Below are 20,651 nucleotides of genomic sequence, written 5' to 3'. Positions count from 1 at the left end.
GGATTTGCCGGCACCGGCCTGCGGTTCCGTCCCGCATCCGCGCGCTGCCGCGCAGCTTCTGCGCCGGTGCCTTAAAACATATCTACAGTATAAAATAGACAGAGAGGAAACTCAATGCCCCGCGGTCACTCACTCCGCAGCGCTGTCACCGGATCGCTCCGGGATGCCTTGCGGGAAGGAATGAGACCCGCAATCATCGTCAGCACGACACTGAGCGCAATCAGGGCCGCGCCCGAAGCCGCCGGCAGTGCCGCGTGAATTTCCTGGCCGGTTACACGCAGGATCAGCGCGTTTGCCGGTATGGTAAGCAGCAGCGTAAGCCCTACGCCTATGACTCCGGCCAGAAGTCCGGTAATAAAGGTCTCGGCGTTAAACACCTGCGCGACATTGTGCCGGGAGGCTCCCAGGGCACGTAGAATTCCGATCTCCTTCCTTCTCTCCAGGACACTGATATAGGTAATGACACCGATCATGATAGAAGAAACAATCAGCGAGATCGCCACAAACGCGATCAGGATATAGCTGATGGTGTCGATAATCCTGGTGACCGAGGACATCATCGCGGTAACCATATCCGTGTAAGTAATCACCTTGTCCTCCTGTCCTTCCTGCCGCATCCGCTCGTTATAGGAATTCAGAATATTTACCACTTCATTTTTTGCCTTGAAGTCCTTCGGATAAATACGGATGCCGGACGGTTCCTCCGTATCGGCATACCCCAGGGCAGTCAGATTATTTTCCAGCGAGCTGCTGCTTCCCTCCATCATCGAGGACATCAGCTCCTGCAGCTGTCCCGCGTCCATATTCGCGCGAAACGCGGACGCCAGCTGATCCGGGTCAACCTGGAACATGTTCGTGATATTTTCGGAAATCGCACTCACCGTCTGATCCATGGCACTTGCGAGCGCCTGCTCCAACTGTCCGGCCATCCCGGTCATGGCGGAAGTAATCGCGCTTCCGATCTGCGAGGTAAGTGTCTGAACCAGCGTGCTTACCGTACTTTCCAGGGTGTCCGCAAGGGCGCCCTGCAGCTGGCTGGTGTCAATCATCTGGCCGGCCGCTTCCAGAAGGAGCTTCTGCGCATCCTCGGACTGCAGATAGGCGGCAAACGAATCCGGAACCTTCGACAGCTCCGGGGCTCCGTTTTGGGCTGCCCAGGCATCGTAGCCCTGCTGCAGCACCCCGGCCATGGATGCCGCCTGTTCCTGCGTGACGGTGATCCGGCTCAGCTTATCCGCAATGGATGAAACCGCAGCGCTGACCGTTTCCTCCGCGTCGGAAGAGGCCAGCCAGTTTTGGAAGGTTTCGGAGCTGAGCGGGTTGTCCGTCGGATGTTCCTGGATATAGGCAGAATATCCGGAAAAAATATCCATCGCCATCTGGACCACATCGTCCCTGGTAATCAGGTTCTCCTTGTTGGCATCGAGAATTTTCTGCATCTCCGACTGGACGGCGTTTTTCCCGTCTTCCGTCTGCAGATACTCCACAAACGTGCTGCCCAGCCTGGAATAGTCTGTGGACGGATCCCCGGACGCGTTTTCCAGATACCCCTTCGCCGCCTCCGTAAACAGGTTCTGCAGCTGTTCGCCGGTCGCCTGAATCTTCACCTTGGAGAGCAGGTTTTCCAGATCCATCCCCTCCAGCCCTGACAGGGCATTCTGAACAGAGGAGGCATCCAGGCTGTCCTCCAGGTTCAGGCTGCTGAAATCCAAATTCTGAAGATTCAGGTTTCCGAGGATCTGGTCCATATTCAGGCTTTCCGGCGAGACGGACTCCGCGTTGGCGGAAAACACCTGTTGAAGAGCATTCTCATCCACCGAGAACAGCTTGCTCAGATCCATATCCGAAGAAGCGTTTTCATCCGAAAACTTCTTCCTGGTCAGTACATTGATTTCCGGATTTTTCAGCTGATCCTTCACCACATCACTCTGCGCCGCCGCCCGGATCAGTTCCTGCTCCAGCGACGGAGAATAGGCGATTCCGGTCTCCAGAACCTCCGCCAGCGTCCCCTCCTTCGGCTGGACAATTCCGGTGATGGTCAGCTTTTTCCCGTTTTTCACCAGATTTTGTACAAAATCCTGATCCGGGCTGTGATCGGTCCACACACCGTAGGTATCGTCATAGGTATAGTAATCACAGGAATTAACCAGCCGGAAGCTGCGGCCCAGAAAATCATCGTAGGAATAGACGGCTCCGTCCCCGGAGGATGAGCTGCTGACGGTTGTCTTCCCGCTCTCTTTTCCGTCTGTAAAATCCTGAATCCGCTGCTCCAGTTCCTTTTTATCCCTCAGCCCGACCGCATAGAGAAGAATATCGCTGACCTTCCCCTCGGAATTCAGAACCAGGACAAGGTCCGTGTCCTTCTCCGGCCAGTGCCCGGCTTTCAGGTCATAGGAATCCTTATACAGCTCCTCGGACCGGGGAAGCCCGCTGAAAAAATCCATACCCAGGGAACCGGTCATCATTCCGGTAATGTCCATGCTTCCGGAAGAAATCGAGTCAAACATATGATTCGGATTCATCTGCTCTGCGGTATCTCCGTCCAGGCTGTAAATCTGGGGCGTGATCCCATAGCTGTATTCAATGGCATTGACATACTCCTGTATTCCGCTGCTGTCACTGTCCAGAAACGTTTTCAGGGAGCCCAGATCGTTTGTGCTTACCTCCGTAAGCAGCTGGTTTGCGGTTTCTTCCACGCCCACCTTGTCTGTATAGGTATCTCCGCTGTTTCCTCCAAACATACTGCCGCTCGTGTTCTGCATCAGCGACATCAGGTCATATCCTGTTTTTTCTATCTGCAGCGGATACAGAGAAAGCGTCTCCGCCTCCTGCGTCTGGATAAACCGGTTAGCCCCGCTGGAGAGGGCGAGAATCAGCGCGATGCCGATGATTCCTATGGACCCGGCAAAGGAAACCAGCAGTGTCCTGGCCTTCTTTGTCCGGAGGTTGTTGCCGCTCAGGGACAGAGCCGTGAAGAAGGACATGGATGCTTTTCCCAGATTTTTGTGCACCGCCGTCTCTTCCTCCTGCCTGTTTTCCGGAGGATTGGTGTCCGACTGAATTTTTCCGTCCCGGATGTTTACGATTCTGGTTGCATACCGCCTTGCCAGATCCGGATTGTGCGTAACCATAACAACCAGGCGGTCTTTTGCGATCTCCTGCAGAATATCCATTACCTGGATGCTGGTCTCCGTGTCCAGGGCGCCGGTCGGTTCATCCGCCAGCACAATATCCGGGTCGTTGACCAGCGCACGCGCTATGGCAACCCTCTGCATCTGTCCGCCGGAAAGCTGCGACGGCTTTTTGTGCTCCTGCCCGTCAAGCCCCACACGGCGGAGAGCCTCCTCCGCCTTCTGTTTTCTCTCGCTGCCGGAGATGCCGGAAATGGTCAGCGCAAGCTCGACGTTGGCAAGGACACTCTGATGCATAATCAGGTTGTAGCTCTGAAATACAAAACCAATCGTGTGGTTCCGGTAAGAATCCCAGTCCCTGTCCTTGTATTTTTTTGTGGAGATCCCGTTAATAATCAGGTCTCCGCTGTCGTAACGATCCAGTCCTCCTATTATATTCAGCAGCGTGGTTTTCCCGGAGCCGCTGGGACCCAGGACCGCAACAAATTCACTGTCCCGAAGTTCCAGGCTGACGTGATCCAGCGCCTTCTGCACCAGATCCCCTGTCCGGTATTCCTTGCTGATATCCTTGATCTGAAGCATAAATTCCTCTTTTCCTGACGATTCAGATTCCTTTTGAACTGCCTGTTTCCCCCATGAATCATGATCTTACTATACAATCGGTGATTTATGAATAAAAAAATACGAAACAAAGGATAAAATTTTCGAGGGCGGTTCCAAACGCACATACTTGAAACTGCTCGGCGATGCGGATTATACTGGGAATGCCGGAGGGACGGATTCCTGCATCACACCGTGCCGGCGCCTCCGGTCTGGGAATGAAAAATACACGGCGAAGCAGCGCCAAAGAAAGGAAAAGCGATGAGTGACTGTATCTTCTGTAAAATAGCCAACGGCGAAATCCCTTCCGCCACCATTTATGAGGACGAGACTTTCCGGGTGTTTCTGGATCTCGGTCCTGCCACAAAAGGCCACGCTCTGATTGTTCCAAAGCAGCACTACGCAAATCTCTGTGAGGTTCCGGATGAAACAGCGGCAAAGGCCTTCATTCTGGCCAAAAAAATCGTCTCCTATATGAAGGAGGCGCTCCCGTGTGACGGATATAATATTGTCCAGAACAACGGAGAAGCGGCCGGACAGACCGTTCCCCACTTTCACATCCACCTGATCCCCCGTTACCGGGACGATCATGCCGGAATCACCTGGAAGCCGGGCAGCCTCTCTGACAGCGACAGGGACGAAATACTGAAAAAAGCAGAAGGACTGAAAGGCTGACGGACTCTTTCGGATGCCTATACCAAGAACTGGCCGTTTAAAAAGAAGTGCCGCCGGGGCAGGACATGTTTCCGCTCCGACGGCGTTTTCTGTGTATAGATGACAAACAGCCTGCTGACTTTATCATCTGCTGTTTTTCAGGAGTAATTGTCAATTAACTGCAGGATCACCCGGATAGAATCCGTATGACTGCTGCCCTGCATTGCTTTTATGTATGTTTCTCTGTTCTCATAGAGCTTTCCGACCGCCTCCAGGAGAGACTCCTCTGTCAGATTTTCCTCCTCCAGTACAATACTGTACCCCTGTTTTTCAAACGAACGCGCATTCAGAATCTGGTCCCCGCGGCTGGCATTTGTTCCAAGCGGAATCAGCAGATTCGGCTTTGCCAGGGCGCTGATTTCGCAGATGGCGTTTGCCCCGGCGCGGGAAACCACCACATCTGCCATGGCGAACAGGTCCGGAAGCTGCTCTTTGATATATTCATACTGCCTGTAACCCGCCGTATGGTCCAGCGATTCATCCAGATTTCCCTTCCCGCACAGATGGACCACCTGCCAGTTTTTCAGCAGTTCCGGCAGGGCTTCCCGGATTTTTGTATTCACAAATACGGATCCCTGGCTGCCTCCGATGACCATCAGCACCGGCTTTTCCGTGTTAAACTCGCAGAACTCTCTTCCCGCGTCCGCGTCCCCGTGCAGCAGCTCCTGGCGGATGGGCGTTCCCGTCACAAAAGCCTTGCCTTCCGGCAGGCTGTCCCTGGTTTCCGGAAAATTGCAGCAGACCTTGACCGCATAGGGGATACAGATTCGGTTCGCCAGGCCGGGAGTCATATCCGATTCATGAATCAGAAGCGGGATTTTCAGGTTATTGGCTGCCAGCGCAACCGGAACTGCCACAAAGCCTCCCTTGGAAAAAACAATATCCGGCCGGATCTTCTTCAGGATCTGCCTGGCCTCATGAATCCCCTTCAGCACACGGAACGGATCGGAAATATTTTTCAGGTCAAAATATCTTCTGAGTTTTCCGGTCGAAATGCCATAATAGGGAATGTTCAGATCCTCAATCAGTTTTTTCTCGATCCCGTTGTAGGAACCGATATAAAAAATCTCATACCCTCTTTCCTTCAGCCCCGGTATCAGCGCGATGTTCGGTGTTACATGCCCCGCTGTTCCGCCGCCTGTAAGTACAATACGCTTCATACATTTTCTCCTGTTCCAGACTAGTTCAGGGCGGACGACCGGCTTCCGTTCTCCGGATTCTCAGGCGCCGCAAATCTGAATTCAGTATACGCAACAGGGTTGAAAAGTCAAGTTAACTGTTCATACCGAAAGCTTCTGTCCGCAAACCGCAGGGTATCGCCGCTTCTTAAAGGAACAGCCATGCCGGGATCCAGAAGCGCCCCGTTCCGAAAAGTGCCGTTTCGCGAGTTCATATCCAGAATCCGATAGGTTTTCCCGTCCCACAGCAGCCGCGCTTGAAGGCGGCTTACCGCAGGTGAAGGAATGCAGATATCTGACGCTTCCTCACTTTTCCCCAGAAGATACAGGTCTCCGGTCAGCACCTTCACCTCCCCGGCGCCCTCTGGTTCCGGAATCAGCCTGGCACGTATGGGCGGCTCTGTGTCCGGAACCTGCAGAGGTCCCAGGAAAACTGTTTCCTCCTGTGCCGAATAAGTCTGCTCCTCCGGCTGCCGGTAACTGCCCTCCTTCCTGCTGTCCTCCTCACTATGGAAAAAAGAGCTGTCCTGTTCTTCCTCGTCCTGTCCGCCGCACGCCGGAAAGGGAAAAACGGCCTCTCTGCCCTCCGGTTCCCTTTGCTCTTCTTCCGCCTCTTCCTGCTTCTTCCGGCGGTAAAGAAGAAGACAGGACAGGCAGGCAGCGCCGGCTCCCGCCGCGATTCCCTCCGGAATTCTGTTCAGATACCGCCAGCAGATCATTCCGGCTGCCGCCGCGGACAGCGGCGGCAAAAGCCAGAGAATCTTGTTTTTCCAGCCCTCCCGGAAAAAATGTTTCTCCGGTTCTGTCTCCGGATGAAAAAAATCGCTTAACAGGTCTTTGTCTCCGGGTACAGGGCTGTGCGGCTCTTCTCCCTGCAGCCCGGACTTCGTATCCTTTCTTTCCGTCCGGTGCCATTCCTCCTCTGAGTTCGTCCGGCTTTCTTCTTCCGAATCATCCAGAATACTTTCAAACCATGTCCCGGCCGGCACCGTTTCTATGGAAGAAACTTTCTGGTAAAACGCGTATCCCAAAACCACTCCTTCCGGATCCTGATGATCCAGCCGGGGAAGAAGATACTCTCCCAGCTCTTTGATCTGCCCGGAAAACGATTCCTCCAGCGGAGGAAAAAAACAAAACCAGATACTCTCCCCGGAGGCATCCAGGTATATTTTCTCCGGATGCAGATACAGGCCATGGAGATCCAGCAGATAATCCGACATCCTTTCGGTAACCTGCTGAAGCGAGCGGAACAAAAGCCGGAGAAATGTCCTGCCCGCCAGATGTGTTTCCAGATAGAGCGAAAGCGGCTGTCGGGATGTGATGTCATAGTAATACATTGTCCTGCCGTCCATCTCCTGCACGGTGCTCTTCAGGAGGCCGGGGATATCGTTCAGTTCTATCATGCGTATCTCGTAATGCATTCTGTCCAGCTTCCTTCCGCCGGACAGAATCATGTAATTATGATGAAGATCCCTGCGGAATTCTGTTTGTATTTCCTCCATACGGCTGCTCCTCTGCAATGCCGCGGACTCCACGAATCTTTCTGAGCGTCCTGACCGGATTGCTTTTTCTGATTTTCATCTGCACGTCCCAGATAAACCGGTCTCCAAATACCGGAAAACGCTGTCCTTCCACGGATACGGAACATCCGCTGCTGTCACAGCTGATACGGAAAGAAGGACACGTCCCCGGCATAACCTGTTCTCTCACCCTGGTCTGCGCGAGAAGCCTGGCCGCATCCTCCGGCAAGGCAGTGCCTTCCGCCTGATACCCGTTGGCGCAGACAGCGGCTTCGGCAGACGCAGACAGATACCACACGCGGTTATGCTCGAAAAACAGGAGTATGAGAAGCGCCGCAGTTATGAAACAGACTGCCGGCACCACCACCGATGCTTCCACCGTCAGCGTCCCTCTCTTCCAGAAGCTTTTGTCTCTGTAAAATATTCTTCTCACTTTTTCACCCCTGCTTATACCCAGAAGTTTTCTGTTCATTTACGGAATACCCGGAAGCAGCAGCCAGAGCAGGCACCCTGCCAGCAGAAAGGGAAGAAACGGAATCCTCTTTCTCCACACTTTCCTGTCCCTGCTCCTGATCCGCTCTGTCAGCGCATATGCCGCGGCCGGAAGCAGCGCGTCCGCCAGAAAAAGAAGCACAGAAGGAAGACCCAGCCAGATTCCAGCAGACAGAAGAACCAGGCCGTCTCCTCCGCCGATTTCTCCTCCTGAAAGGGCAGCCGCCAGCATGACGGCGAGGCCGGGGATTCCTCCGGCAAGAATCTGCCAAACCGGCTGCCGCATCCGGAGAAGCATCCAGAGAAATCCTGCCGCTGCGGCAGCCGCCGTCGGAAGCACCAGTATCTCCCGTTTTCTCAGATCCTGTACCGTATTCAGGCAGAGAAGAGCCAGAACAACTGTCCGTTCCGGAGACAGGCCTGCCGCGCTCATCCGTTACCCGCGGCCTGGCACCGGCTGCACTCCCGCATTCCTTTTACCTCCGATTCCGGCACGAGATGTGTCGTTCTTTTCAGTCCGCTGCACTCTGACGAATTATGATAGCAGTCTCCGTCCGGAGTAATATAGGCCAGATGATTTCTCCCTCCCCTGCCGACACATTTGTCGCACGCATGATACCTTGCTCCATAGGTGTTTCTGCGTCCAAACAGCCGGGAGGATGACACCGCTTCTATCTGCAGATTCAGATGGGAGCACCGGGAGGATGTATGGTAGACACTGTGGTAGTCCGTCACATAGACCAGTCTCTCCTCTTTTTTTTCTTTTCCTCCGTTATCTGCCGCGTCCCGGCCTGTCCAGGGGCGGACTCTGGCACGGACAGCAATCCGCACCGTTTTCCGAAACAGGGGGATTCCCTTCACCTGAAACGGAATCTCCTCTGTGAGATCGATGAAAGAAACAGAATCCGATCCTGCCGAGGCGGCGAATATCCCCGCGCTCTCCGCCCTCTGCTGGAGGACTGTCAGTTTCCTGACATACAGGCCATACATTTCCATCAGACAGACAAGGGCAATCACACAGAAAAAGAACAGGGGAACGGCAAGCGCCGCTTCTACGGTCAGACTTCCGCGGGAAACAAAGAAAGAGACTCTTTTACGGCGCGGCAGAACTTTTTTTCCTCCGGGGGGAAGGGCAGAAACTGCCGGTTCGGCTGTGTCTGAAAGAGAGATTTGAATATTGGATTTTCGGTTGCGTTTTCTGTCCGCTGTCAATAAAAGAGCCCCTTTCTCTGTTCCCCGTACCCGTAGCACCTGTCAATACTAAGCTCCCGGCCGCCTGTTTCCGTCTTGATCTTCACATCGGCCGCGTCCAGGCAGCAGTCCAAACAGAATTTAGTTCCCGGATTCTTCTCCCGTACCGTCAGCTCCGTCAGATCCATCATACGGGCCGCCAGCGTATCCGCCTTTGTTTTCAGCAGAAGGATCCGCAGGTATTCCTCATACCGGAGTCCGCCCTCCGAGCTGTGCCTCTCGGTATCTGCCGCACTCTGCAGAGCCGCGAGAGAATGCAGCGAAAGCTGCCAGGAACTGTCCGTTTTTACCATGGGAATTTTCCCTCCGTCCAGCAGCTCCCGGAGATCCAGCACAGATTCTCCCCAGGCCCAGCATTTTTTCAGGGCAAAGGAGACGGCCGGCTCCAGCTCCGGGTTTCCCAGGGATGCGGAGATGACGGCCGCCATCTCCGCGGCTTCCGCCCGCCGCTCCGGGCTGGAGACCAGATAGATCAGATTTGACTTTTCCCGCAGCTTCTGCAGCTTTGTCAACGCTGCTTTCAAATTTTCCACATCGGTTGTTTTTCCCGCAAGGACGTACTCGGCCTGATATTCTGCCGAAGCTGACCCACGCTGGCGGGTAAAACAGCCGAAATTCCGCATCAGGAATTCCCGCATCAGAAACTCTTCATCTCCTCCCCTCCATCCGGAGGGAACCATATTCATCCCTGTCTGCAGGGCTCTGCCGCTCACCAGTTCTTCCGGTTTCAAGGAACCGGAAGACAGCTGCCTTCCTGCCGGAACGGCCAGGGACAGAATCCCTTTCTTTTTCAAAACCCGTATGGTCTCAATGGGATTCACAAAGTCTTCCGGAACCGTGACCTCTCCCTGGCGGGCTGCTCCTTCCGGATGATCCTCTGCATAAAGCTCCGCGGCCCTGTCCTCCGTGATCTTTCCGGCTTCCCGCTGCAGGGAGCCTTCGGTTTTTCCCTCCTCCAGAAGCTTCTGTTTCCCCGCTTCCAGAAGCGCACTGCCCAGGCTGTCGCGCATTGCCTCGCACACCTGTCTGCGAAAAGCCGCCCCGCCATTGTCTGTGGCCAGCACATACCCGGTGAGTTCACTTTCCACGGGTCCGAAGCGCAGAAGATCCACAGCACCCGGAGAAACATTCTCTTTTTTCGGATCAAGCACCATCGAAACATCCTCCTCTGTCTGCTTCAGAACTCTTCCCAGCTGAAGGCTTTCTCCCCCGTATCCGGCATCCAGAAAAAGAAGTCCGTACCGGTCGAACAGTGTGCGGTCATACTGGGAGAACATCGAGTACAGTCCCTGCTCCTGCGCGCACGCGAGCGCTGCCCTTCCCGCCGCCAGACGGGCAGAATGCAGGGCCGCCGCAATCAGCGAGAGCATCACCAGCAAAATCAGGCAGAGGTACAGGGTTATACTTCCCTGCCAATAAGTTTCCTTTTTCCCCTGCATATGCTCCCCTCCCTGCAGCGGCGGCTTCAGATTCCGTTACTCTGACTGGTAATTTTATTCAGAATATTCGTGACAAGACTGGTCAGCTGGCTTTTGAAAATAATGACTAAAGATATTAAAACAACGGTGATCAGAATTATTTCTACCACAGACACCGCGTCCTCTTCCCTGATAAATGCTTTGATTTCCTCCATTTTTTCCTCCTGAAAATATTCTCTTGTACGCGCGTTTCCCGGATCAGAAGGACCAAAAGGCGGGAACCAGGATAAGCGCCATGACGATAACCAGCATCATCCCCATGGGAAGAAGCAGCCTCACGGACACCTTTTCGCCCTCTGCCCTGGCGGTACGCTTTCTTGTCTCAAAAGCCCTTCCAGCCTCCTGCTCCAGCAGTTCATTCATCTTTGCGTTCCCTCTTTTTCTGTTCTGTTCCAGAAGAAGGGCCAGCTCCCGGTACACCGCCAGGCCGCAGCGTTCTCCCAGGTGCTCATAGGCATCCCGCTCCAGAATGCCGTTCTCCATCTCCTGCCAGGTCCGGGCAGCTTCCTCCAGAGCCGGATTGACCTTTTTTCCTCCCTCCTGCTCCCTGCGGCATGCTTCTGTCAGACGGCCGAATACATTCCGCACACTGAGGCCTGCCCCTGTCATAAGCTGAATCTTGCTGACCAGCTCCGGATATGCAAGCTCCAGCTGCTCCCTTCTTTTTTTCTCCGCATGCTCCCGCCTGTTTCTGTCCGACGAAACGCAGAAGAAGATTCCCGCCAGAAGCAGAAGGCAGAGTCCGCTGCCAATCTGTTCGTTCTTTTGAAACCACTTCAGTTTTCTTCCCTTCCACTCTCCCGGAAGGAGGAAGCGGTTTCCGGAAGACGGCTCATTCAGCTTTTCCGTCTCCGCCTGCAGCTCTCCGGCAAAGGCTCCTTTTTCTTCCGATGGAAACAGCACAATCGTTCTGCGGTAATCAAGCATCTGATCCTGCAGATACAGGGCCGCCAGCAGCACTGCCTGACAGCCTTCTTCCGGTATGCCGGAAAGAAGCGTCCCGTCCCAGCGGAGATATTCCGGTTTTGTGGAGGACCACTGAACAGTAATGTCGGAATCCTGAAAAGACACCGGAAGGTCAAGATTGTGATCAATATGCGTCAGCGTCCTGTTTTCTCCCAGAATTTCCGCATCCAGCTCTTCTGCCTTTTTCTCCAGGAGTCCCTGCGCCTCCTGCTCCGAATAGCGAAATTCGGGAATTGTGATTGTCACCTCCTCTCTGATTCCATCCTCGGTCTCCACCTGAAGCGGTATCTCTTCCAGACCGTTATCCCGGCTGTTTTTTTCCAGACTGGTCACCTCTCTGGAATCTCCCTCATGCAGTTCTGCGGCCAGAACGGCAGAAACTACGGCAAGAGCGAACAGAAAAAAGAAAAAAGATTTCTTTTTTAGCTTTTTTCTCCGGTACAGTCCTGTCAGCAGGACAAGCACCAGAACAGGCAGAACAGCTTTCATCGGCCCTCCTTCTGTCAGATACGGCTGACGGCGTTCCGGATCATCCGCCTCCCCAGAACAAAAGCTGCCAGATACAGCAGCAGACACACCGTCATCACGGCTGCGCCGGCCGCGTTCCCGTACAGGGGATCCAGAAAATCCCCGAAAGAGATCTTCAGATAGAACAACACTCCAGCGGGCATGATGCTCATAATATTCTGCTCCAGCTTTCTGGACGCGATGACAGTCTCTATTTCTTCTCTGGTGTCAATTCTGCCGCAAAGATTTCTTCGGGTGGCATTCAGGATGTTCTCCATATTTCCGCCTGTCCGCTTGGCAATCAGCAGGATCTCCCCGAACATCCGTATATCTTCATCACCGCTTCTCTCCCCCAGATCGGCAAACAGCTTCTCTACCGGCCGCTGCAGCTCCATCTGCCGGACCATCCACGCGGCCTCCTGGGAAATGATGTCTTTCGGCCCATAGAGCTTCTGCATATCCGCCGCCGCGGCCCGGACGGCATTTTCCAGTGAATAGCCCGCCGCCATGGAAGTGTGGATGGAACAGAGGAAGTCCTTGAAATGAAGATTGAGAAGCCGGATTCTTTCCGTGGCAAGCTGCCTTCGGCGGCAATGGCAGTAAAATACGGAAAAGGCCGCCGCCGCCGACAGCGCGGGAACGGATTCATAGCAGAGCCAGACTGCGCCTGCCCCGATCAGCGCGCCTTCCAGAAGAAAACGGAAGTACTGTGCGGCAGACAGCTTATAGTTTCTGTAATCTGTTTTTCCCGGATGCCCGCCGCTCCTGCAGGCGCCGGAGCTTTTCTTCCCGGAGAAGCCCGTTCTGCCGGACCAGACAGCCCCTGCCGTCACGGCTGAAAATTTTCCGGAGGCAGACCTCTCCGTTTTCCATCCCTGTAATTTCCGCAATTTCTTCCACCTTTCTTTTTCCCGTACTGTCCCTGGACAGATGCACCAGAATCTCTACGCCCGCGGCAATCTGCCTGCGGATAACCGGAACCGGCAGCTCCATGCCGCTCATCATCACCATGGAGACAAGCCTCTCGACCATATCCCCGGCGCTGTTGGCATGGGCTGTTCCCAGGCTCCCCTCGTGCCCGGTGTTCAATGCCTTTATATGGACTCCCTATTCTCCCATCATGCATAAATACAATATCTGTACATAATATACAGTGTATATAACGTTATTATCTTGCCATTTCACAGCTACAAAAAGAAAAGAGAGCCTTTCACAGCCCTCTTTCACATCGACTTTCTCATTCATTTATCATACTCAACATTTTTTCAACCAATATCTCTAAACTTTTTCCCAAAAATGGGACAAAGTCTGGTATTGCACCAAATGCCATCCCGATCATTATCATTCGACCACATTCCCTTGCAGATTCCAATGCAAATCCATAACTCAAAACACCTGTCAGAATAAAAATAATTGATAAAAAATAAAGCAAAATATTTCCCAACATCATCGGAATTTTTAAAAACCAGTGAATCAATGTCATTACTGCAAGAACCAAATATAAAAACACCTTAATTATGTACTTAACAAACATTTTTTATCCCTCACTTTTTTATCGTTCCGGACAGCAAGAATCTTGCCATCCGGACTTCCACTTTTTTGCTATCCGGACTGCAAAATTCTTGCGTTCCGGACTTCCACTTTTTTGCTATCCGAACTGCAAAATTCTTGCTGTCCAATACAGAGCATTATCCTTTCATGTATATCAATTCCGCCAAAATCATCTCTTCTGCATCATGATAAATGGTATTCATCCGCCTTGCCCATTCCATGTTGTCCTGCCTTTTTAATTTCTCTGTAATTCCTTGTTTCTCCATCATTTGTTTTACTAATCGTTCTTCCCTATCCCTTGCTTCTATATCAATCTGATTCAAATGCTCTACAAGTTTTCCTTGCAGCAATAATATTTGATATTTTGCCTTTCTGTGTTCCTGTAAATAGCTTTTACGAAGCATCCCATATTTCCCATAAGTTGGTTCGGTATCTGCCAGTGTCAATTCCGGTAAATAATAATCGCCACATAACATATAAGTAATTCCATTTTTCTTATCATAAATTTCGTTCTGCATAAAATATTCTCCTTTTCTTCCTATAATTGGTCGTACATCTTCAACAGTGTTCCTTTTTTCATTTGACTATATTTCTCTTGTAATTCTTCATATTTTTTCTGAAGATTTTCATAATCGCTTTTCGGAACACTATCAGATAATTTATGTTCTAAACTCTTAATCCGTGCTTCCTGTGCTTTTGCAATAGCATCGCTTTTAGGATTTCGCAATACCTTTCCCTGTTGCTTTTCCTTCAATTCCATCATTACTTGTTTCACATTCGGATTATTATAGAAAAAACCTCTGGAAAGTCCTGTTAGTTTTGTAAGTTCAGCAACAGAAATTTTCACATTTTTTCTATACATTGTTTCAATAGCTGTTATTGCCGTTTCCGTCATTTCCGCACTTTTTTCTTTTGCCAATGCTACCATTTTATCGTGTTTCTGCATTTTCCTTTTCCCTCCTGTATTGTGCTAATAATTCATTCATTTCATCCCGTACAACCTTTGTATCCTCCGCCAATGCTTCGTTTCTTAACCGCCTATAGTGTGGTATGGTTCGTGTATCCTTATGCCCTAGCAGCCTTGCAATGCTATCATCATCTAATTTCATTTCTGTAAGTTTCACTCCAAATGTATGTCTAAAACGATGTGTACGAAATTCAAAATAATTTCCATTATCATCCCTGATATCATTTTCATAAATCATGATACTTACATGATATTTCAGCATCGAATCCGTATATAATTTTCCATTATCTTGCAGAAAAATATATTCCGAATCTGGATGATCCTTTTCGGAAACCTCTATTGCTTTTCTAATCAATTCTGCCAGCTGGTCGCTGACCGGTCTTTTGTATTTCCTTGTTTTCTGCTGGACAATAGTTATAAAATAATGTCCAGATTTTTCAGATAAGCAATCCCTACGCAATGTCAACGTATCCTCAATTCTTGTACCGAGCATCTGATGTATTATTAAACATCTTCCTAACTGGGGCTTTAATTTTGTTAATGCACTATTAAATCTCCTGATTTCTGCATCCGAATACGCTTCAGGTAAAGCATTGTCATATGCTCTGCAATCACTCGACAGAAAAAGGTTGCATAAATTTTCTATTTCCAGTTCCCGCCCAATTTCATCCAGCAGATTATCCAAAACCGACAGTTCTGTCGTATAACTGACCGATGTAAGACCGGTATCCGTTTTTATATAAACTAGATAATCTTCTATCATATCCCTGCTAATTTCTGTGAAATGCCTTACTTCTGGGAACCGATCATGCATGAAGCCAGCGAACCGACGAAATCCACGCAATTCACCTTTTATACTCCCCATTGCTTTTGTCTGGCAGTGACTATACAATATTTTCTTTATTATCTCCTTAAATTCTTTCTGCCTGATCTCACGAAAATCTAATCTATATCTACCACGAATCGGATTACTCCTTGGCACAATATCCAACTTTCTCATATCCCATACATCCTTTTCATTTTCTGGAATATCTGCTGTTTTACACTTCACAACATACTCATAATACATTTTCAGAAAAGAAACCTGAGCGCTACTTTGTTGCCCAACGCTTTGCCTATCCGGTCTATTTCTTCTAACATACAGCGCCAATCCTTTTTTATATAAAAATGCTTTATAGCTTCTCTCCAGTTCTTCCCATTTTTTATCAGTGATGCTACTACAACTTGTACACTTCTCATTCAGAAATTCTTTCAACAAATCAAATCTGTAAATATCATTTACTACTGTTGATAAGGATAAACGTCTGCATCTATCATCGATATACCCATAAATCTCATCCTGTATCTTTTCATTATGAATCTCTGATATGTAGTACACCCTGTTTTCCTTCCATTTCAGCCCTGCCAACTGTTTTTCTGTAGCTTGTTGATAACAGTCATAAGAAATCACATTAATATTACCTTTCATCATCTTCTACTCCTTTCAATTTAAATGACTGATTTTTTGAAAAATATTTATCTTCAGCCGATACAATACGTTCCGGCATGAAATCAATGTACTGTTTAGTCATATTCTCACTTGAATGCCCCAGATAATCTCGTACCCCTTGTATAGAAACTCCATTTCCGTACATTGAAGTCGCAAGGTTATGTCTGTAATCGTGTGCTCTAAAAATATAATCTCCGCAGTCAATCCCACGAACCTTACACTCCCGAATCATCTGATTTGAAAAAGTCTGTCCACTAAATGCACCACCATTTTTATTTTTGAATAAATACTCACCATTTTTTATTCCGTGCTTTTTTTCATAATCATTCACCAGTTCTACTAATATACTAGGAATCGGAATGACTTTTTCTCTCCGCATTTTGCTTTGATATATACGCATCCAACTCTCATTGCCTTGTGAATAAAAGGCTCCCGATTTTATTGTGCAAACCTCGCTTTTCCTAATTCCTGTACAAAACAAAATCAAATACATCAACTGTAAATGCTCTGGGAATGTCGGCAGCTCCTTAATCAGATGAGCAATTGTTTTTTCTGGGACACTTCTTTCATTGTGTTCCGGAAAACCTTTTTTCAAAAATCGTTCCGGATAAAACTTCAACACTTCAATATTTTTCATCTTCAAAAACTGTAGAAATGTATGCACATGCGTAACATATCGATTAAAAGTGGAATACTTAATATCGGACTCATCCAAAACAGACAAATAATCCACTATATCTTGCATATCCAGTTCTGTTACTTTCTTACTCCGTCCGTCCAGATATTGTAGAAATTGTGAAATAAAACTTATTTTATTTCGGATATTTGATAAGGACAGATCAGATATTCCGACCAAATATTTTGCGTATAATTGTAAATACCAACGATTTTCTTTTTCATGAATATTAACAAATGAAAGGCTTTTAACAGGTGAACTGGCATTGATTCTTGATTTATCAAACTGAAACCTATCCATATACCAGATACACGCCTGCCAATTTGTCTCTGTATCTGTTAGAAATAACGTTCTTCTCGCAAACTCAACAATCTTAGAAGCCTGTTTTTTTATAATTTCCGACTCCCTGTTCAAATACAGATAAAATCTGTTTTCATCTGCCTGTTCCATTTTTTCAATATCATCTATTCCGTACTTATCGCAAAACCCTATAAGTGCTTTTAATGGTTCTAAAAAATATCTTCGGTGTCTTTGTACCATATCCATATTCAGAATTTCACACAGCAATATTTTTGTCTGTCGCACCAACTGTGATGAACGTATTCCCGTTAAGTCCCATAACAAATCATTTTTATCAACCACCTGACGGAAGGATTGCGCTTTCTTCTTATTGGGTACATACAGCAAAAACAATTTATCTTGCTTAAAAAACTCCTGTTCAACAGAGAAGGGATTGCCTTGTGAATAGACATCCGGCATATTTTCAATTTTTAGGCGATCAAATAAGCTCAGTAATTCCGCTCTATACTTTTCTGAAATATCCTCGTTCTCAAGAGAATCCATATACATTTTTCTCGTGTCATAGTTAATATCAGCCGTACACTGTATATCTGTATGCTGAAAAAATTTGTATAACCGGTTATAGTATTTTGCTTCTCCATTCGTAACTAAAGATATCTCTTCCGTTAATTTCTCAGATATTTTTTCCTGATATAACTTCGGAACAATTTTTAATACTGCCAAGGTAATCCCTTCCTTTTACAGAAAATCTGCAATTTGATATAAATCTTCATTATTTGAGTAATATTGATCTGTCGCTTCTATCAATCGTTCATTATTCTCACCCAAATATTTAATGGTAGTTTCAACTTTCTTATGACCCAGGGCAAAACGAATGTCATTCAAATCCCATCCTTCTTTTCTTCTTTCCTCTGCAAAATAATGTCGAAGCTGATGCGGATGGGAATTGATATCCGTTTTTTTGGATAGCCTTTTCAACATGCTATACACAGAATCCGCATCTAATGGCTCCCCTTTGTTTTTTCCAGTTAATTTTGTGAATAGATACTCCGAATCCATCAGACTTTTCCGGTTTTCAGAAATGTACTTAACCAAAAACTCAAAAGTTGTATTACTTAACAATGCTATTCTATATTCTGCATTTTTTGCCCTTGCCAAGTTGGTATTGGTTTCACGATATCTTACCCGAACCGTCCTTCTTTCAAAATCAATATCTTCGGTATAATGGATTCCCAGAATTTCTCCTAATCTAAGACCGGTTTCTGCCATCATTGCTATCAGTAATCGGTCTCTGTCATTCGTACAGGCATTTATCAACGCCTGTATTTCTTCGGATGTTATTTCTTCCAGATTAGGTTCTTCTTCTCTAAGGAAACCTTTAAACGAATTCACTGCATTTTGATGATTTACTCCCATGCTGTCAAAATACGATACTTTTTTTACCCGTAAGACTTTAAGCATTGGCAAAACATCTTCCAGTGCCAAGAACTGGTAGTATCTGAAGACTGCACCAAGATACATATTGCAGGTCTTATTGCTCGTCTGTGTATTGTGTTCCGTATGTTTTCCATCCTTAACCCAATACAAGAAATCAATAAAATGTTTATTCTGCTCTGAATAGGACAGCAATGTAACCTCATCCAATCCTATCGTTTGTTCCTGCAGAAAATTGTAATAATATGAAAGTGCGAAGGCTGTGGATTTTACAGTATTCGGAGAAGCATTAATCTGATCCAGATGCTTCAAATACTTTGATGGAAGGATTGCCATTTCTTCTACATCCGAAATAATCAAAAATCGTGGTCTATTATCTTTCAAAACTGAAACAACCCTATATTTCAATCCACAGCCCTCCTTTCTTTTTGACTTCTTTGACTTCTTTGACTTCTTTCATCTTACATTATACACAAAGAAGTCAAAATGTCAATTGCGTATTTGACATCTTTGACTTCTTCAAGTTAAAAATAATGATTTCTTTGATTTCTTTATATTTAAAATTGATTTTTCGGAACATAATTGATAAGATAAAGGTTAAGAAGTCAACTCAAAAAAGTCAAAGAAGTCAAAAGGAGATTGGAATGAACGAATTTTTATCAAATCCAAGTACATTAATAGATCCCGACAGCGTTTACGATCAGGAACGATTCATCAATATACTTCAAACAATTTTACACACAAAAACACAAAAAGAATTATCTGAACAAACCGGCATAAACAATGCGACTATTTCTCGAATGCTCAATGGCACCCGATCAGGGCGACCATATAAAAGCACTATTGATAAAATTGCAAAAGCCATTGATGATCCAGAACTTATCAATGAATTATATGATGCTACTGGATATTCACCTCGGAAAATACAGGAACGAAAGAAGATAATTGCTGACAATGGATTTTCTCCGGATCTCTCTACTGTTCAGATACATGAAAAGTTTTTTTCCACTTTAATGCGTGGTCTTTCCATGATGACAAGTCTGCATAAAATCGAATGGACAATAAAATCCGGAACGCCCAACTCGTACGATTATTTAATTGAGCTAAAAGATGGGAATATAGATTATTGGTATATCCGATATGTTGATAGAATTACTTCTGATGAAGAAAGGAAAAAAGCCTTAACTGCCATTTATGGAGAATTTGCAAAATTGAAATTGGACGGAAAAATCAAAGTTTCTTGCGCCACTCCTTCTTACGAAGATTATGATTATTTTGTTACAATTCCTCCATACCAATTAAATACAATAGCTTCAATTATACATTTTGATTCTGAACTGGAAAGATTTGCAGACGAAACCTTTTTAGAAACAGTTTTACCATTTAAAGAAAATATTCCTGTTAAAGATTTTTGTAATCTTACTGAACCACTGATACTATAACTTTTTGTTTTTATCACAGAGAGAGTTGCTTATGGCTCTCTCTTTTTTTACAGTTCCTCCTCTAATATTCTAGCTCATTATGGCAAATCATTTTTTAAAGCAAGTATCGCCTAGAGTAACTCAAAACCCAGTTTCTGGATTTTGATTCTCTGACGAACTTGATGGAGATTACGATTCCCCATACCCTCGATATCACAAAACATTAAATTTTGCTATTAGCTCAAAATAAATTTTCGCAGCTTTCTGTTTTTGCACTCATAGTTGTCAAAAGCTTTTTATAACCATCTGCTTCTACCGGCTGCTGATTCAAAATTCTTTTATTCAAAAATGAATAAAAGTGAATTTCACAAAAAATACCCATCACAAAAAATGTAATGGGCACTTCTATTCATTATATTTGCTCCGACAAACAGGAATTTTAAATTTATTCTTGAATATATCTTTTTATTCCAGCTAATTCACAATAATTACCAAAACTACTATATTCATTTTCAATTATTTGTTTTTCAAATTTTCCACCATGAGCAACGTATTCATCAAACGATAATTTGTTAGTGTTAAGTAAAGAAGCAATTCGTTGTATATCAAGAATTATTTTATCATCTAAACACATATCTTTTTCTCCTTACAACTACCGATTTTCCCAATTCATCTTACCACTATTTCCATTTTTTGAGAACATAGCAAATACCCCTATATAATATTTCTCATAAGTTTCTCAATTACCCCAGAGCAAGATCCACCTGTGTTAAACAATATTGTCTTTCAGCCAAATGTTCTCTCATCAGGTTTTCATCTTGCTGGGGATTCCCCATACCCATTTTTTCTATTTATGCCGAGGTCTCAGTACGCACTAGAGCAAGATCCACCCCGGTAATACCATATCGCTATTTTAGCAATATGGCATATTCCGGATGTTGGAATCTTGCTGAGGATTGTACTCCCCAGTTCCTCA

Annotated in this window: 20 protein-coding genes; 2 read left to right on the top strand and 18 right to left on the bottom strand. The window is 47.0% G+C overall.

Annotated elements, in window-relative coordinates; translation table 11 throughout:
• Positions 1-125: 125 nt before the first annotated feature.
• A complete protein-coding gene (locus FYJ60_RS04985; RefSeq protein ID WP_154457500.1) occupies positions 126-3,713 on the bottom strand; it encodes an ABC transporter ATP-binding protein/permease in 3,588 nt (1,195 codons plus the stop codon).
• A 279-nt stretch (positions 3,714-3,992) separates the two neighbouring features.
• Here FYJ60_RS04985 and FYJ60_RS04980 point away from each other — a divergent pair, with 279 nt between their 5' ends.
• On the top strand, positions 3,993-4,406 hold the full coding sequence (locus FYJ60_RS04980) for an HIT family protein (protein ID WP_154457498.1): 414 nt from the start codon (positions 3,993-3,995) through the stop codon (positions 4,404-4,406).
• 137 nt (positions 4,407-4,543) lie between these two features.
• Here the strand turns inward: FYJ60_RS04980 and FYJ60_RS04975 are convergent, their stop codons facing one another.
• The 16 genes from FYJ60_RS04975 to FYJ60_RS04900 form a co-directional block, all read right to left on the bottom strand.
• Entirely contained in the window at positions 4,544-5,605 is a 1,062-nt protein-coding gene (locus FYJ60_RS04975) for an undecaprenyldiphospho-muramoylpentapeptide beta-N-acetylglucosaminyltransferase (protein WP_154457497.1), read from the bottom strand.
• 107 nt (positions 5,606-5,712) lie between these two features.
• Entirely contained in the window at positions 5,713-7,125 is a 1,413-nt protein-coding gene (locus FYJ60_RS04970; protein WP_154457495.1) for a DUF6382 domain-containing protein, read from the bottom strand.
• Positions 7,082-7,576: a hypothetical protein gene (locus FYJ60_RS04965; RefSeq protein ID WP_154457493.1), complete on the bottom strand. Its 495-nt coding sequence runs from the start codon at positions 7,574-7,576 to the stop codon at positions 7,082-7,084. The genes FYJ60_RS04970 and FYJ60_RS04965 overlap by 44 nt, the downstream gene beginning before the upstream one ends.
• Before the next feature lie 39 nt (positions 7,577-7,615).
• Positions 7,616-8,068: a prepilin peptidase gene (locus FYJ60_RS04960; RefSeq protein WP_154457492.1), complete on the bottom strand. Its 453-nt coding sequence runs from the start codon at positions 8,066-8,068 to the stop codon at positions 7,616-7,618.
• Entirely contained in the window at positions 8,065-8,847 is a 783-nt protein-coding gene (locus tag FYJ60_RS04955; protein ID WP_154457490.1) for a TadE/TadG family type IV pilus assembly protein, read from the bottom strand. The genes FYJ60_RS04960 and FYJ60_RS04955 overlap by 4 nt, the downstream gene beginning before the upstream one ends.
• Complete coding sequence (locus FYJ60_RS04950) at positions 8,844-10,325, bottom strand: DUF5702 domain-containing protein (protein ID WP_154457489.1); 1,482 nt, start codon at positions 10,323-10,325, stop codon at positions 8,844-8,846. Before FYJ60_RS04950 ends, FYJ60_RS04955 begins: the two co-directional genes overlap by 4 nt.
• A gap of 26 nt (positions 10,326-10,351) precedes the next feature.
• Positions 10,352-10,519: a Flp1 family type IVb pilin gene (locus FYJ60_RS04945; RefSeq protein WP_154457487.1), complete on the bottom strand. Its 168-nt coding sequence runs from the start codon at positions 10,517-10,519 to the stop codon at positions 10,352-10,354.
• Between the two features lie 43 nt (positions 10,520-10,562).
• Positions 10,563-11,819 (bottom strand): type II secretion system F family protein, encoded by a 1,257-nt coding sequence (locus FYJ60_RS04940; protein ID WP_154457485.1) that lies wholly within the window; start codon positions 11,817-11,819, stop codon positions 10,563-10,565.
• A 14-nt stretch (positions 11,820-11,833) separates the two neighbouring features.
• On the bottom strand, positions 11,834-12,670 hold the full coding sequence (locus tag FYJ60_RS04935; protein WP_154457483.1) for a type II secretion system F family protein: 837 nt from the start codon (positions 12,668-12,670) through the stop codon (positions 11,834-11,836).
• Positions 12,561-12,926, bottom strand: coding sequence for an ATPase, T2SS/T4P/T4SS family (locus FYJ60_RS04930; RefSeq protein ID WP_154457481.1), 366 nt, complete (start codon positions 12,924-12,926; stop codon positions 12,561-12,563). Before FYJ60_RS04930 ends, FYJ60_RS04935 begins: the two co-directional genes overlap by 110 nt.
• A 148-nt stretch (positions 12,927-13,074) precedes the next feature.
• Positions 13,075-13,371 (bottom strand): hypothetical protein, encoded by a 297-nt coding sequence (locus FYJ60_RS04925; RefSeq protein WP_154457479.1) that lies wholly within the window; start codon positions 13,369-13,371, stop codon positions 13,075-13,077.
• A gap of 154 nt (positions 13,372-13,525) precedes the next feature.
• Positions 13,526-13,906, bottom strand: coding sequence for a TnpV protein (locus FYJ60_RS04920; RefSeq protein WP_154457477.1), 381 nt, complete (start codon positions 13,904-13,906; stop codon positions 13,526-13,528).
• A 20-nt stretch (positions 13,907-13,926) separates the two neighbouring features.
• Complete coding sequence (locus FYJ60_RS04915; protein WP_154457475.1) at positions 13,927-14,334, bottom strand: DUF6262 family protein; 408 nt, start codon at positions 14,332-14,334, stop codon at positions 13,927-13,929.
• Positions 14,318-15,826 (bottom strand): tyrosine-type recombinase/integrase, encoded by a 1,509-nt coding sequence (locus tag FYJ60_RS04910; protein WP_235903322.1) that lies wholly within the window; start codon positions 15,824-15,826, stop codon positions 14,318-14,320. Before FYJ60_RS04910 ends, FYJ60_RS04915 begins: the two co-directional genes overlap by 17 nt.
• Complete coding sequence (locus FYJ60_RS04905; RefSeq protein WP_154457473.1) at positions 15,813-17,543, bottom strand: tyrosine-type recombinase/integrase; 1,731 nt, start codon at positions 17,541-17,543, stop codon at positions 15,813-15,815. Before FYJ60_RS04905 ends, FYJ60_RS04910 begins: the two co-directional genes overlap by 14 nt.
• Before the next feature lie 15 nt (positions 17,544-17,558).
• On the bottom strand, positions 17,559-18,662 hold the full coding sequence (locus FYJ60_RS04900; protein WP_154457472.1) for a tyrosine-type recombinase/integrase: 1,104 nt from the start codon (positions 18,660-18,662) through the stop codon (positions 17,559-17,561).
• A 236-nt stretch (positions 18,663-18,898) separates the two neighbouring features.
• Here FYJ60_RS04900 and FYJ60_RS04895 point away from each other — a divergent pair, with 236 nt between their 5' ends.
• On the top strand, positions 18,899-19,696 hold the full coding sequence (locus FYJ60_RS04895) for a helix-turn-helix domain-containing protein (protein WP_154457470.1): 798 nt from the start codon (positions 18,899-18,901) through the stop codon (positions 19,694-19,696).
• 424 nt (positions 19,697-20,120) lie between these two features.
• Here the strand turns inward: FYJ60_RS04895 and FYJ60_RS04890 are convergent, their stop codons facing one another.
• Positions 20,121-20,309: a hypothetical protein gene (locus FYJ60_RS04890; RefSeq protein ID WP_154457468.1), complete on the bottom strand. Its 189-nt coding sequence runs from the start codon at positions 20,307-20,309 to the stop codon at positions 20,121-20,123.
• Positions 20,310-20,651: the final 342 nt, after the last annotated feature.

Origin of the sequence: Bilifractor porci, from assembly GCF_009696005.1 — a bacterium.
Lineage (GTDB): Bacteria > Bacillota > Clostridia > Lachnospirales > Lachnospiraceae > Bilifractor > Bilifractor porci.
Note: the sequence above shows the minus strand (reverse complement) of the source record. Positions and strands in the feature narration are given on the sequence as shown.

Bases quoted from the DNA above. Each gene is read 5' to 3' on its own strand.
- FYJ60_RS04985 (WP_154457500.1), bottom strand. From the start codon at position 3,713: ATGCTTCAGATCAAGGATATCAGCAAGGAATACCGGACAGGGGATCTG.
- FYJ60_RS04980 (WP_154457498.1), top strand. From the start codon at position 3,993: ATGAGTGACTGTATCTTCTGTAAAATAGCCAACGGCGAAATCCCTTCC.
- FYJ60_RS04975 (WP_154457497.1), bottom strand. From the start codon at position 5,605: ATGAAGCGTATTGTACTTACAGGCGGCGGAACAGCGGGGCATGTAACA.
- FYJ60_RS04970 (WP_154457495.1), bottom strand. From the start codon at position 7,125: ATGGAGGAAATACAAACAGAATTCCGCAGGGATCTTCATCATAATTAC.
- FYJ60_RS04960 (WP_154457492.1), bottom strand. From the start codon at position 8,068: ATGAGCGCGGCAGGCCTGTCTCCGGAACGGACAGTTGTTCTGGCTCTT.
- FYJ60_RS04950 (WP_154457489.1), bottom strand. From the start codon at position 10,325: ATGCAGGGGAAAAAGGAAACTTATTGGCAGGGAAGTATAACCCTGTAC.
- FYJ60_RS04945 (WP_154457487.1), bottom strand. From the start codon at position 10,519: ATGGAGGAAATCAAAGCATTTATCAGGGAAGAGGACGCGGTGTCTGTG.
- FYJ60_RS04940 (WP_154457485.1), bottom strand. From the start codon at position 11,819: ATGAAAGCTGTTCTGCCTGTTCTGGTGCTTGTCCTGCTGACAGGACTG.
- FYJ60_RS04925 (WP_154457479.1), bottom strand. From the start codon at position 13,371: ATGTTTGTTAAGTACATAATTAAGGTGTTTTTATATTTGGTTCTTGCA.
- FYJ60_RS04920 (WP_154457477.1), bottom strand. From the start codon at position 13,906: ATGCAGAACGAAATTTATGATAAGAAAAATGGAATTACTTATATGTTA.
- FYJ60_RS04915 (WP_154457475.1), bottom strand. From the start codon at position 14,334: ATGCAGAAACACGATAAAATGGTAGCATTGGCAAAAGAAAAAAGTGCG.
- FYJ60_RS04910 (WP_235903322.1), bottom strand. From the start codon at position 15,826: ATGATGAAAGGTAATATTAATGTGATTTCTTATGACTGTTATCAACAA.
- FYJ60_RS04895 (WP_154457470.1), top strand. From the start codon at position 18,899: ATGAACGAATTTTTATCAAATCCAAGTACATTAATAGATCCCGACAGC.
- FYJ60_RS04890 (WP_154457468.1), bottom strand. From the start codon at position 20,309: ATGTGTTTAGATGATAAAATAATTCTTGATATACAACGAATTGCTTCT.